This is a genomic window from Humitalea sp. 24SJ18S-53, assembly GCF_050632385.1.
Lineage (GTDB): Bacteria > Pseudomonadota > Alphaproteobacteria > Acetobacterales > Acetobacteraceae > Humitalea.
Genome location: NZ_CP192599.1, coordinates 4,425,426 through 4,437,901, shown reverse-complemented (window position 1 = coordinate 4,437,901; position 12,476 = coordinate 4,425,426). Strand labels below are relative to the sequence as shown.

The following is a 12,476-nucleotide window of genomic DNA, read 5'->3' as shown; positions in this document are numbered from 1 at the left end:
CCGTGGGAAATGGGATGCTGGAATGAGCCTGAAACACGCGGCCTGTATCGTCGGGGCCTTTGAGCACCCGACGCGCAAGGCGGAACACCAGTCGGTCGCCCAGTTGCACGCGGAGGTCGCCTGGGGCGCCCTGCAGGATGCCGGGCTGACCAAGGACGACATCGACGGGTATTTCTGCGCCGGCGACGCGCCGGGCATGGGGCCGGTCAATATCGTCGACTACCTGGGGCTGGACCGGCTGCGCCACGCCGACAGCACCGATTTCGGCGGCTCCTCCTACCTGGCCCATGTCGCCCATGCCGCCGCGGCCATCGCCGCCGGGCGCTGCAACGTGGCCCTGATCACCCTGGCCGGTCGCCCCCGGGCCGAGGCGATGGCGACCGGCACCGCTCCCCGTTCCTGGGGCGTCAACGTGCCCGATGATCCGTTCGAGATTCCGATGGGCCGCACCGTCGCCGCCGCCTATGGCCTGGTCGCGATGCGGCACATGTATGAATTCGGAACGACCTCGGAACAATTGGCCTGGATCAAGGTCGCCGCCAGCCACCACGCCCAACACAACCCCAACGCCATGCTGAAGAAGGTCGTGACGGTGGCCGAGGTCGTCGCCTCGCCCATGGTCGCCGACCCGCTGCACCGACTGGACTGCTGCGTGATCAGCGACGGCGGCGGGGCGCTGATCGTGACCCGGCCGGAAATCGCCAAATCCCTGAAGCGCCCGGTCGTGTCGGTGCGTGGCACTGGCGAGGCGCTGAAGCACCAGGCCGGCGGGACCATTGACCTCACCTATTCCGGCGGCCGCATGTCCGGCGCCGCGGCCTTTGCCGAGGCCGGCATCACCCCGGCCGATATCCGCTACGCCAGCATCTACGACAGCTTCACCATCACGGTGCTGGTGCAGCTTGAGGATCTGGGCTTCTGCGCCAAGGGCGACGGCGGCAAGTTCGTCGCGGACGGCAACCTGATCTCCGGCGTCGGCCGTCTGGCCTTCAACACCGATGGCGGCGGCTTGTGCAATAACCACCCGGCCAATCGCGGCGGCATGACCAAGATCATCGAGGCCGTGCGCCAATTGCGCGGAGAAGCCCATCCCGCCGTGCAGGTGCCCGGCCTGTCCCTGGCTCTGGCGCATGGCACCGGCGGGCTGTTGGGCACCCGCCACGGCAGCGCCACCCTGATCCTGGAGCGCATGGCATGACCCCCGCATCCAACCGCGCCATCCCGGCCCCCGTCATCGACCCGACCAACAAGCCCTTCTGGGACTCCGCCCGCGAAGGCCGGCTGCTGATCGGGCTCTGCGGCGACACCGGGAAGCATTTCTTCTACCCGCGCGGCTCCTCGCCCTTCACCCTGTCGCCCAACGTGACCCTCGTTGAGAGCAAGGGCACGGGCGTGATCTATTCCTACAGCGTCATGCGCGTCGCCGAGCCCTATGCCATCGCCTATGTCGAATTGGACGAAGGCCCACGGATCCTGACGAATATCGTGGACTGCGACATGGACGCCCTGAAGATCGGCCAGAGGGTGTCGCTGGTGTGGAAGCCGACGGTCGACAACGGGGCGCCGGTGCCGATGTTCGCGCCGGTGTAAGTCTTTTGCGCGTCTGGACCGTCGGAAACGGCGGTTTGGGCAAAAACCCCGGCCTCCCTCGGTTGCCGCAACGCAATGCAGCGTGCTAAGCGCCGGTCGCCGTCCGAGGGGGTGATCGCCCCCACGTGGCATCCTGGCAGCCGCCCGCCGGCCGCCAGGGCAGAATGACCAGGATTTCATCCGGGGCCATCGGGCTTCGGGACCAGATGGAACGGAATCGCCGTGGCCTCCGACGCGCCTGAGATTGCTGCCGATACGGTATCCAACAGCGGCGGCGCCGCTGATCGTTACGCCACGGCCATGCTCGGCCTGGGCGACGACCTGCGCCCGACCGACCCCGGCGCGACCGACCGGATCGCCGCCGATCTGGATCGCCTTTGGGCACTGTACCGGGACGACGCGGGCTTCCGCGCCTTCGTCACCGACCCGCGCTTCGGTGCGGTGGAACAGCGCCGCGCCGCCTTCGCCGTGATCGAACGGGCCGGCATCGGCCAGGAAGTTCGCAACCTGGTCGGCGTGCTGATCGCCAACCGGCGCCTGTCCATGCTGCCGGCGGTGGCCGAGGCCTTTGGCGCGGCCCTGGCCGCCCGACGCGGCCAGCAGGTGGCGCATGTCACCACCGCGGCGCCGCTGAGCGAAACACAATCCGCCGCCCTCGTGGCGCGGCTGACGGAATCGGGCTTTTCCGGCGTGCGCCTCGCGGCGCAGGTCGATCCCGCGATACTGGGCGGGCTGATCGTACGGATCGGCTCCCGCCTTTATGACAACAGCATCAAGAGCAAGCTGCAACGCCTGCAATACGCGATGAAAGGGGCCGCCTGACCATGGACATTCGTCCTGCCGAGATCTCGGAGATCCTGAAGTCGCAGATTGCGAACTTCGACGCCGAGGCGAATGTGGCCGAGGTCGGGACCGTCCTGACGGTCGGTGACGGCATCGCCCGCGTCTATGGGCTGCAGAACGTCATGGCCGGGGAGATGGTCGAATTCCCCGGCGCCGGGATCAAGGGCATGGCCCTGAACCTGGAAAACGACAACGTCGGCGTCGTCATCTTCGGCGACGACAAGGGCGTGAAGGAAGGCGACACCGTCAGCCGCACCGGCACGATCGTGGACGTTCCCGTCGGCCGTGGCCTGCTGGGCCGCGTGGTCGATGGCCTGGGCAACCCGATCGATGGCAAGGGCCCGATCGAGGCGACCGAACGCCGCCGCGTGGACGTGAAGGCCCCCGGCATCATCCCGCGCAAGTCGGTGCATGAGCCGATGCAGACCGGCGTGAAGGCGATCGACGCGCTGATCCCGATCGGCCGTGGCCAGCGCGAGCTGATCATCGGTGACCGCCAGACGGGCAAGACCGCGGTGATCATCGACACCATCATCAACCAGAAGGGTATCAACGCCGGCGACGACGAGAGCAAGAAGCTCTACTGCATCTACGTCGCCATCGGCCAGAAGCGCTCCACGGTTGCCCAGTTGGTCAAGACGCTGGAAGAAAACGGCTCGATGGAATACTCCATCGTCGTCGCCGCCACGGCTTCCGACCCGGCGCCCTTGCAGTTCCTGGCACCGTTCAGCGGCTGCGCGATGGGCGAATTCTTCCGCGACAACGGCATGCACGCGGTCATCTTCTACGACGACTTGTCCAAGCAGGCCGTCGCCTATCGCCAGATGTCGCTGCTGCTGCGCCGCCCGCCGGGCCGCGAAGCCTATCCGGGCGACGTCTTCTACCTGCACAGCCGCCTGCTGGAACGCGCCGCAAAGATGGGCGACGACTTCGGCAATGGCTCGCTGACCGCCCTGCCGGTGATCGAGACCCAGGCCGGCGACGTTTCCGCCTATATTCCGACCAACGTGATTTCGATCACCGATGGCCAGATCTTTTTGGAAACCGAACTCTTCTACAAGGGCATCCGCCCGGCCGTGAACGTCGGCCTGTCGGTGTCGCGCGTCGGTTCCGCCGCCCAGATCAAGGCGATGAAGCAGGTCGCCGGCAAGATTAAGCTGGAACTCGCGCAGTACCGCGAAATGGCCGCCTTCGCGCAGTTCGCCTCCGACCTCGATGCCTCCACCCAGGCGCTGCTGGCCCGTGGCGCGCGCCTGACGGAATTGCTGAAGCAGCCGCAGTTCAAGCCGGTCCCGGTCGAGGAGCAGGTGCTCGCGATCTTCGCCGGCACCCGCGGCTACCTCGACAAGCTGCCGCTGAACCGCATCGGCGCCTATGAGACGCAGATGCTGGCGGCCGTGAAGTCCCGTGCGCCGGCGATCATCGACGGCATCCGCGACGCGCGTGAAATCAAGAAGGACAATGAGGCCGCCCTGGTCGCCTTCCTGGACGATTTCACCAAGTCCTTCACCTGACACGCGGCCGGTAGGGACGACACAGCATGGCGAGCCTGAAAAGCCTGCGGCTGCGGATCAACAGCGTGAAATCCACGCGCAAGATTACGCAGGCCATGAAGATGGTGGCGGCGGCCAAGCTGCGCCGCGCCCAGTTGGCAGCCGAAGCCGCCCGCCCCTATGCCGAGCGCATGGCGGGCATCCTCGGCCGCCTGGGCCAGGCGGTCGCGGGCGCCCCCGGCGCCCCGCCGCTGCTGGTCGGCACCGGTTCGGACAAGGTCCACCTCCTGGTGGTGGTGACGGCCGATCGCGGCCTGGCCGGCCCGTTCAACACCAACGTCGGCCGCTTCGCCCGCGCCCGGGTGCGGGAGCTTGAGTCCGAAGGCAAGACGGTCAAGATCCTGTCGATCGGCCGCAAGGGCGCGACCTTCCTCAAGCGCGAATTCGCCTCCCGCATGGTGGGCGAGATCACCTACGCCGGCGTCAAGCGCATCGGCTACGAGCAGGCGGCCGAGGTCGCGGCCCGGGTGACCGCGATGCTGGAAGCCGGCGAGTTCGACGTCTGCACCCTGGTCTACAACCGCTTCCGCAACGTCATGAGCCAGATTCCGACGGAACAGGCGCTGATCCCCTCGGCGATCCCCGAGGACACGGCCGAGGTCGAGCCCGGCACGGTCCCCGCGCTCTACGACTACGAGCCGGCCGAGGAAGACATCCTGGCCGCCTTGCTGCCCAAGAACCTGGCGATCCAGATTTTCCGCGCGCTGCTCGAAAGTGCGGCCGGCGAACATGGTGCCCGGATGTCGGCGATGGACAGCGCGACACGCAATGCCGGTGAGATGATCAACAAGCTCACCCTGAACTACAACCGCACGCGACAGGCCAACATCACCCGGGAGCTGATCGAGATCATCTCCGGTGCTGAAGCCCTCTAGACAAGGATCTGTTCCCATGAAGAACAATGTTGGCAAGATCACGCAGATCCTGGGCCCGGTGGTGGACGTGCAGTTCAGCGGCGAACTGCCGTCGATCCTGAACGCGCTGACCACGCCGATGGCCGGCGGCGGCACCTTGGTGCTGGAAGTCGCGCAGCACCTGGGCGAACACACCGTCCGCTGCATCTCGATGGACACGACCGAAGGCCTGGTGCGCGGCAATGAAGTCGTGGACACCGGCAAGGGCATCGCCGTGCCGGTCGGCCCGGGCACGCTCGGCCGCATCATGAACGTCATCGGTGAGCCGATCGACGAGCGCGGCCCCGTGCCGCACGACATGGAATACACCATCCACCGCTCGGCCCCGTCCTTCGACGAACAGGCGACCAGCGCGGAAATCCTGGTCACCGGCATCAAGGTCGTCGACCTGCTGGCGCCCTACCTCAAGGGCGGCAAGATCGGCCTGTTCGGCGGCGCCGGCGTCGGCAAGACCGTGACCATCCAGGAACTGATCAACAACATCGCCAAGGGCCACGGCGGCGTGTCGGTTTTTGCCGGCGTCGGCGAGCGGACCCGCGAAGGCAACGACCTTTACCATGAAATGATCGATGCCGGCGTCATCAAGCTCGGCGACGGCAATACCGAAGGCTCCAAGGTCGCCCTGGTCTATGGCCAGATGAACGAGCCGCCGGGCGCCCGCGCGCGCGTCGCGCTGTCCGGCCTGTCGATGGCCGAATACTTCCGCGACGAGCAGGGCCAGGACGTGTTGTTCTTCATCGACAACATCTTCCGCTTCACCCAGGCGGGCGCGGAAGTCTCGGCGCTGCTGGGCCGTATTCCTTCGGCGGTGGGCTATCAGCCGACCCTGTCGACCGACATGGGCGCGCTGCAGGAACGCATCACCTCCACCAAGAAGGGGTCGATCACCTCGGTCCAGGCCATCTACGTGCCGGCCGACGACTTGACCGACCCGGCGCCCGCCACCTCCTTCGCGCACTTGGACGCGACGACGGTGCTGTCGCGCTCGATCGCCGAAATGGCGATCTTCCCGGCGGTGGACCCGCTGGACAGCACCTCCCGCGGGCTCGACCCCCGCGTGGTCGGTGAAGAGCACTACAGCACGGCGCGCGAAGTGCAGCGCATCCTGCAGACCTACAAGTCGCTGCAGGACATCATTGCCATCCTGGGCATGGACGAGCTGTCGGAAGAAGACAAACTGGTCGTCGCCCGCGCGCGCAAGATCCAGCGCTTCCTGTCGCAGCCCTTCCACGTCGCGGAAGTCTTCACCGGCACCCCGGGCGTCTTCGTGAAGATCGAAGACACCGTGCGTTCCTTCGCCGCGATCTGCGCCGGCGAATACGACCACCTGCCGGAAGCCGCCTTCTACATGGTCGGCACGATCGAAGACGCGGTGAAGAAGGCCGAATCGCTCAAAGCGGTCGCGTAAGGGGGTATCATGGCCACCTTCGAGCTCGAACTCGTCTCGCCGGAACGCCTGCTGCTGTCGCGGCCGGCGGAGATGGTCGTCATCCCTGCGGCCGAGGGGGAGATGGGCGTCCTTCCAGGCCACGCGCCGATGATCGTGAAGCTGGCCGCCGGCCTCATCCGGGTCACCGAGGGCGGCCAGGTGACGGAGGTCCTCTTCGTCCCCGGCGGCTTCGCCGAGGTCACGCCGGAACGCCTGACCATCCTGGCCGATGAGGCGACCCCACCGGCCCGCCTGTCGAAGGCCGAGGCCGAAGCCCGGATCGCCGCCGCCGACAAGGCCTACAACGAACTTGGCCTCACCGGCACGCCGGAGGCGCGGGAGGCCGCGATGGAGCAGCTCCTCGCCGCCCGCGCCATGGCCGCCGTCGCGGAAGCCGCCTGAACCTTCTTGCGGCCGCATGTCACTTTTCTGACACAACCGCTTGAAACGATACCCCGGATCGCGAAGATACGGGGCTGGGCCAAAAGCTGACCCGGCACTATGGTCAGGCAGTGGCGCTGATCTCGACACTGGCGGGAGATTCGGCATGAAGCACTGGACGTTGGATCAGGTGGCCTGGGATCAGTTCGACCCCACCGCCGTGGACCCGGCGTTGGTGCCGCTGGTCAAGGCCGCCGCCATGGTCGAAAAGAACGGTGCCGATTACGCGCTCTACCTGGGCGGCGTGTTTCACGACGACCCCGCCTTCCGCGCCGCCGCCGATCATTGGGCGGTCGAGGAAGAGCAGCACGGCGATGCCCTGGGCGCCTGGGCCATGCTGGCCGATCCGGGTTGGGATTTCGCCGCGGCCTTCGCGCGGTACCGCGCCGGCTACCACGTCAATACCACCGCCGATGCCTCGATCCGCGGCTCCCGCACGGGCGAGTTGATTGCCCGCTGCATGGTCGAAACCGGCACCTCCTCCTACTACACCGCGCTCGGCGAACAGACGACGGAGCCGGTGCTGAAGGAAGTCTGCCGCCTGATCGCGGCCGATGAGTATCGCCATTTCAAGCTGTTCTACGACCACATGAAGCGCTACCTGGCGCGCGAAAACCTGTCCTTCGCCAAGCGGCTGCGGGTCGCGGCGGGCCGGATCGGCGAAAGCGAGGATGACGAACTCGCCTTCGCCTATCATTGCGGCAACGAGGATGAATCCGTCCCCTACAGCCACGCCCGTTGCATCGCGGCCTATATGGGGACGGCCATGCAGGCCTATCGCTACCACCACATCCAGCGCGGCATGGCGATGGTGTTCAAATCCGTCGGGCTCGACCCGCGCGGACGCATGTCGGACCTGGCGGCCCGCGGCGCCTGGCGCTTGATGCAATGGCGGCGCGAACGCTACCGCCAGACCCTGGCCCGGGAAGCGAACGACACCACGGCGGCCCCGCTGGCCCGGGCCGCGTGACGGCCGGCCCAGACGGATACACCGGCCGGCGCGTCTTGGGCGGCGCGGCCCTCGCCGCAATCCTGTCGCGTGCCGCGGCGGCCCAACCGGGCACCGGCCTCGGCGCCATCGCCCGCCAGCACGGGTTTTCCTATGGCTGCGCTGTGCTGGGCAATCTGCTCCAGTCCAACCCCACCTATGCCCAGGCCGTGGCGATCGAGGCCGGGCTGCTGGTCCCCGAATACGAGGCCAAGTTCGCCGCCCTGCAACCGCAGGAAGGCCGCTTCGATTTCGCGCCGCTCGACGTCATCCTGAACTGGGCGCAGGCGCGTAGCATCCCGGTGCGCGGCCATGCGCTGATCTGGCATGAAGCTCTGCCGGCCTGGGTGCCGCCCGCGCTGGCCGAAGGCCCCGCCCGCGCCCGCGGCATCATGCAGGCGCATTTCGACACGGTGCTGGCCCGCACCCGCCCGCGAATCCGCGACTGGGACGTGGTGAACGAAGCCGTGGCCAATCCGCCCGGCAGCGACAATCCCAGCCCCTCTGGCCCCTTGCGGCCGACGCCCTGGCTTGCCGCCCTCGGCCCCGACTACATCGGCATGGCCTTCCGCCTGGCGCGGGAACGCGATCCGACCTTGCGGCTGGTGTTGAACGACTACGGGGTCGAGGAAGACACCCCCGCCGCCGAGATCAAGCGCGGCTGGCTGCTGGCCCTGTGCCGCCATTTGCAGGACCAGAACGTGCCGCTGGATGCGGTCGGCATCCAGGCGCACCTGCAGATGCGCAACGCCTTCAGCGCCCCCAAGTTCACTGCCTTCGTACGCAACCTGCGGGCGATGGGGCTGGCGGTGCTGATCACCGAACTGGACGTGCGCGAACCCGACCGGGTGGCCAATGGCTATCCGGCCCGCGATGCCGCCGTCGCGGCCTGGGTCGGCAATTTCCTGGGCGCCGCGATCGAAGGCGGGGTGCGGACGGTGCTGACCTGGGGGTTGATCGACCGCTATTCCTGGCTGGTGACCACCCCGGGCGTCGCCCGGCGGGATGGGCTGTTCCATCGCGGCCTGCCGCTCGACTGGAACGCCCAGCGCAAGCCGATGTGGCGCGCCATGGCCCGGGTCATGGGCGGACAAGTGTAGCACCCGAGACACGCAGATGTGCGGTCCGGTCTCCCGCACCTGGGATTAACCTTCGCTGGTCTTTGAACCTTCGGGGGAACCGGCATGTTGCTCGTCAAACGCGGTGACCGTGGCCCGCGCGTCATCATGATCCAGGGCATTCTTCGGTCGATGGGCAGCCCCATCAGCATCGATGGCGCCTATGGCCCCGGCACCGCCGCGGCCGTCGCCGCGTTCCAGGGGCGGGCCGGCGGCGGGATCGCCGCCGATGGCACCGTCGGGCTCGCCACCTGGGCCGCGATGGAACGCCTCAGCGGCTATCGCATCATCAACGTGGTGGATGCGGAGGATGCGGCCCAGCGCCAGCGCGTCTGTTCCGGCCTGACGCGCGCGGGCGGCGACCCGATCATCATGCATGGCATGAGCAATGCCGTGATGCAGGCGATGGACGAGGTCTGCAACCGCGCCGGCGGCAGCGGCGGGATCGCGATGGTGCGCTTCTACTCGCATGGCGGGCCGGGGATCCAGAACGTCGCCTCGGGCCATGATGCCGGCAACATGGGCCATCTGTCGGGCATTTCGGTGCAGCATTTCCCCGCCATGCGGGCGCAGTTCGAACGGCTGAACGATGTGCTGGCCCCCTTCGGCTGCGTCGACCTGATGGGCTGTTCGGTGGGTGAGGGCGCCCAGGGCACGGCCCTGCTGGAAGGCATCGCCGATGCCGCCGACCGCCCGGCCGAGGCCGGCATCCAGGTGCAGTATTCGCAGGACGAGGGCTACAAGGTCTTCAACTTCGAAGGCCCTGTGCGGCAATGCTATCCGGGCCGGCGCTCCCGCGTCGCCTGGGGGCAGCGGGTGCAGGGCTGGATGGGGGCCACGCGGCGGCGTGCCTGAAACTCTCTGCAACCGTTTCGCCCATTGGCGCGGCGGGCGGCGACCCCCATTCTCCGGAACATGCCCGACATCACCCGACGCGCCACCCTTGCCGCCGCCATCGCCCCCGTGGTGCTGGCCCCGCCTGGCCTGACCAGCCCCGCCATCGCGCAACCGGCGCCCACGACGGCCAATCGTGGCCGCCCGCTGTTCGGGGCCAGCCTGTGGTCGCTGCCGAACGGGTTGCGGGTCGCGCATGTCGAACAGCGCCGCGCGCCGGTCGTGGCGCAATACCTCTTCGTCGCCGCTGGCGGTGGGGAGGATCCCTCGGGCCTGTCCGGCACCGCCCACTTCCTCGAACACATGATGTTCAAGGGCAGCCCGCGCGTCGAATCCGGTGCCTTCTCCCGGAAAATCGCGCGTGAGGGTGGCAGCGACAACGCCTTCACCTCCCGCGACGTCACCGCCTATTACGCGCAGGTCGAGGCGACCCGCCTGCCGCTGATCGCGATGCTGGAATCCGACCGGCTGACCGCGCCGGTCATCCCGGAAAGCGAAGTGGACCCCGAGCGCCTGGTGGTGATCGAGGAACGGCGCCAGCGCACCGACGTCTCCCCCCGCGCCCGCTTCCAGGAAGAGTTTGCCGCCGCGATGTGGGGGCCGCAGCATTGGGCCGGGCGCCCGATCATCGGCTGGCCGGACGAAATCCGCCGCATCGACCGGGACGCCCTGGCGGCCTTCTTCGCGACCCACTACGCCCCGGCCAATTGCGTGCTGGTCGTCGCGGGCGCCGTGCCGGAGGCGGAGTTCCGCCGCATCGCCGAACAGGAATTCGGCGCGGTCCCGGCCCGCCCCTTCACCCCGCGCCACCGCGCCGGCCCGCCCGCCGCCGCCCATACCCCCCGCCTGGTCCGCCACGACCGGGTGGAGGAAGCCAGCTTCGTCATGGCCTGGGCCGCACCGTCGCTGACCTGGGGCGACACTGCCCAGGCGCTGCCGCTGGAGGTCCTGGCCCATGTCCTGGGCAGCGGCCCCGGATCGCGGCTGCATCGGGCGCTGGTGCAGGAAGGGCTGGCCCTGTCGGTCGGTGCCTCGATGGATGCCGATGCGATGGGCGTCTCGGATTTCAGCATCTATGCCGCGCCCCGCCGGGGCGTGGCCCCCGCGCGGGTCGAAGCCGCCTTGCGCGCCGCCATCGCCAGCCTGCTGGCCGATGGCGTGACCGAGGCGGAGGTCGCCCGCAGCACCCGCCAGATGACGGCCGGTGCGCTGCTGACCTTGGATGGGCTGGGGGCCGCCCCGCGCATGATCGGCCAGGCGCTGTCGATCGGGCTGTCGCTCGACACGGTGGAATACTGGCCCGCCCATATCGCCGCGGTCACGGCCACGCAGGTCAGCGCGGCCGCGCGCGCAGTCCTCGGCGGCACCCAGGTGCAGGCCACCGGCTGGCTCTTGCCCGAGGGCGCGGAGGTCCCGGCATGACCGGCTTCACCCTGCCGATCCAGGTGGTCACCGCCGGCGGCCTGTCCGCCTGGCTGACCGAGGATCACAGCGTCCCCGTCGTCTCGCTCACCTGGTCCTGGACCGGCGGCGCGGCGCTGGACCCCGTCGGGCAGGAAGGGGCGGCGGCGCTGGCCATGGGGTTGCTGACCTCCGGCGCTGGCGACCTGTCGGAAACCGCTTTCGCCGAGGCGCTGCGCGACAACGCCATTTCCCTGACCTTCAGCGCCAGCCGGGATGAGGCCGATGGCGGCTTCCGCTGCCTGGCCGATGCGCTGCCGGAGGCGGTGCGACTGGCCCGCCTGGCCATGACCGCACCGCGCCTGGATGCCAATCCCTTCGACCGCGCGCGCGCCCGGGCGCTGGCCAGCCTGCGGGCGGCGCAGGAAACCCCGCGCGGCCGGGCGGGGCGCGCTTTTTGGCCGGCGGCTTTCCCGACGCACCCGGCGGCCCGCCCGACCGGCGGCACCGCCGAAAGCCTGCCGGCGATGACCACCGACATGCTGCGCGCGGCGCTGGCGCGCCAGTTGCGCCAGGGCGGGCTGCTGATCGCGGCGGCCGGGGCGATCACCCCGGCGGCGCTGGCGGAGCTGATGCCGGTGCTCTTCGCAACCCTGCCGGCGGAAGCACCGCCCGCCGTGCCGCCGCTGCCCGCGATGGTCGATTTCGGCACCAGCGTGGTGCCGATCGCCGCCCCGCAATCCCTGGCGATTTTTGCCCAGACCGGCCTGTCGGTCGCCGACCCCGATTGGGAAGCGGCCCAGGTCGTGCTGCGCGTGCTGGGCGGTGGCGGCTTCTCCTCCCGCCTCATGGACAGCGTGCGAACGCAGCGTGGCCTGACCTACGGCATTTCGACCGGCTTCGACACGCTGTTCGGCCAGGGCATCGTGATCGGCACGGTCGCCACCGAAAACGCCCGCATGGCCGAAACCCTGGGCCTGGTGCGCGAGGAATGGGCGCGCATGGCCCAGACCGGCCCGACGGCCGAGGAATTGGCCGATGCCGTCGCCTTCCTGACCGGCAATGCACCGCTGCAATTCACCGATACGCGGCGGATCGCGGGCAATCTTCTGGCGCTACGGCGCAACAACCGGCCGCTTGACTGGCTGGCGCAGCGCCCGGCGCGTCTGGCCGCCCTGACGCAGCCCGGCACCGCCGCGGTGGCGGCGCGGCTGCTGCGGCCGGCCGCCTTGTCGGTCATGGTGGCGGGCGAACCGATCGGGCTGTAGCCTTCCCGCCGTATCCGCGCCACGATTTTCCTATAGG

At 68.9% G+C, this 12,476-nt stretch carries 12 protein-coding genes; all 12 read left to right on the top strand.

Going from position 1 to position 12,476, the window contains the following annotated elements; all coding sequences use genetic code 11:
* Positions 1-22 precede the first annotated feature (22 nt).
* The 12 genes from ACQW02_RS21310 to ACQW02_RS21255 all read left to right on the top strand — a co-directional run bounded on the left by ACQW02_RS21310 (position 23) and on the right by ACQW02_RS21255 (position 12,439).
* Positions 23-1,198: a thiolase domain-containing protein gene (locus ACQW02_RS21310; RefSeq protein WP_431281914.1), complete on the top strand. Its 1,176-nt coding sequence runs from the start codon at positions 23-25 to the stop codon at positions 1,196-1,198.
* On the top strand, positions 1,195-1,590 hold the full coding sequence (locus ACQW02_RS21305; RefSeq protein ID WP_431281913.1) for a Zn-ribbon domain-containing OB-fold protein: 396 nt from the start codon (positions 1,195-1,197) through the stop codon (positions 1,588-1,590). The genes ACQW02_RS21310 and ACQW02_RS21305 overlap by 4 nt, the downstream gene beginning before the upstream one ends.
* 222 nt (positions 1,591-1,812) lie before the next feature.
* Entirely contained in the window at positions 1,813-2,412 is a 600-nt protein-coding gene (atpH, locus tag ACQW02_RS21300; RefSeq protein ID WP_431281912.1) for an ATP synthase F1 subunit delta, read from the top strand.
* 2 nt (positions 2,413-2,414) lie between these two features.
* Positions 2,415-3,947, top strand: a complete 1,533-nt coding sequence (gene atpA / locus ACQW02_RS21295; protein WP_431281911.1) for a F0F1 ATP synthase subunit alpha — start codon at positions 2,415-2,417, stop codon at positions 3,945-3,947.
* Between the two features lie 26 nt (positions 3,948-3,973).
* Positions 3,974-4,861, top strand: a complete 888-nt coding sequence (locus ACQW02_RS21290) for a F0F1 ATP synthase subunit gamma (RefSeq protein ID WP_431281910.1) — start codon at positions 3,974-3,976, stop codon at positions 4,859-4,861.
* 16 nt (positions 4,862-4,877) lie between these two features.
* Positions 4,878-6,308, top strand: a complete 1,431-nt coding sequence (atpD, locus tag ACQW02_RS21285) for a F0F1 ATP synthase subunit beta (protein WP_431281909.1) — start codon at positions 4,878-4,880, stop codon at positions 6,306-6,308.
* Between the two features lie 9 nt (positions 6,309-6,317).
* On the top strand, positions 6,318-6,731 hold the full coding sequence (gene atpC / locus ACQW02_RS21280; protein ID WP_431281908.1) for an ATP synthase F1 subunit epsilon: 414 nt from the start codon (positions 6,318-6,320) through the stop codon (positions 6,729-6,731).
* 145 nt (positions 6,732-6,876) lie between these two features.
* Complete coding sequence (locus ACQW02_RS21275; RefSeq protein ID WP_431281907.1) at positions 6,877-7,740, top strand: ferritin-like domain-containing protein; 864 nt, start codon at positions 6,877-6,879, stop codon at positions 7,738-7,740.
* Positions 7,737-8,858: an endo-1,4-beta-xylanase gene (locus tag ACQW02_RS21270; protein WP_431281906.1), complete on the top strand. Its 1,122-nt coding sequence runs from the start codon at positions 7,737-7,739 to the stop codon at positions 8,856-8,858. The genes ACQW02_RS21275 and ACQW02_RS21270 overlap by 4 nt, the downstream gene beginning before the upstream one ends.
* A gap of 84 nt (positions 8,859-8,942) precedes the next feature.
* Positions 8,943-9,731, top strand: coding sequence for a peptidoglycan-binding domain-containing protein (locus ACQW02_RS21265; RefSeq protein ID WP_431281905.1), 789 nt, complete (start codon positions 8,943-8,945; stop codon positions 9,729-9,731).
* Between the two features lie 60 nt (positions 9,732-9,791).
* The gene (locus ACQW02_RS21260) at positions 9,792-11,192 is read left to right on the top strand and encodes a M16 family metallopeptidase (RefSeq protein WP_431281904.1); all 1,401 of its coding nucleotides are present in this window, start codon (positions 9,792-9,794) and stop codon (positions 11,190-11,192) included.
* Positions 11,189-12,439, top strand: a complete 1,251-nt coding sequence (locus ACQW02_RS21255) for a M16 family metallopeptidase (protein ID WP_431281903.1) — start codon at positions 11,189-11,191, stop codon at positions 12,437-12,439. Before ACQW02_RS21260 ends, ACQW02_RS21255 begins: the two co-directional genes overlap by 4 nt.
* Positions 12,440-12,476 lie beyond the last annotated feature (37 nt).

What these genes read in the sequence shown, in the direction of transcription:
- ACQW02_RS21310 (WP_431281914.1), top strand. Translation starts at nt 23, where the DNA reads ATGAGCCTGAAACACGCGGCCTGTATCGTCGGGGCCTTTGAGCACCCG.
- ACQW02_RS21305 (WP_431281913.1), top strand. Translation starts at nt 1,195, where the DNA reads ATGACCCCCGCATCCAACCGCGCCATCCCGGCCCCCGTCATCGACCCG.
- atpA (WP_431281911.1), top strand. Translation starts at nt 2,415, where the DNA reads ATGGACATTCGTCCTGCCGAGATCTCGGAGATCCTGAAGTCGCAGATT.
- ACQW02_RS21290 (WP_431281910.1), top strand. Translation starts at nt 3,974, where the DNA reads ATGGCGAGCCTGAAAAGCCTGCGGCTGCGGATCAACAGCGTGAAATCC.
- atpD (WP_431281909.1), top strand. Translation starts at nt 4,878, where the DNA reads ATGAAGAACAATGTTGGCAAGATCACGCAGATCCTGGGCCCGGTGGTG.
- atpC (WP_431281908.1), top strand. Translation starts at nt 6,318, where the DNA reads ATGGCCACCTTCGAGCTCGAACTCGTCTCGCCGGAACGCCTGCTGCTG.
- ACQW02_RS21275 (WP_431281907.1), top strand. Translation starts at nt 6,877, where the DNA reads ATGAAGCACTGGACGTTGGATCAGGTGGCCTGGGATCAGTTCGACCCC.
- ACQW02_RS21265 (WP_431281905.1), top strand. Translation starts at nt 8,943, where the DNA reads ATGTTGCTCGTCAAACGCGGTGACCGTGGCCCGCGCGTCATCATGATC.
- ACQW02_RS21260 (WP_431281904.1), top strand. Translation starts at nt 9,792, where the DNA reads ATGCCCGACATCACCCGACGCGCCACCCTTGCCGCCGCCATCGCCCCC.
- ACQW02_RS21255 (WP_431281903.1), top strand. Translation starts at nt 11,189, where the DNA reads ATGACCGGCTTCACCCTGCCGATCCAGGTGGTCACCGCCGGCGGCCTG.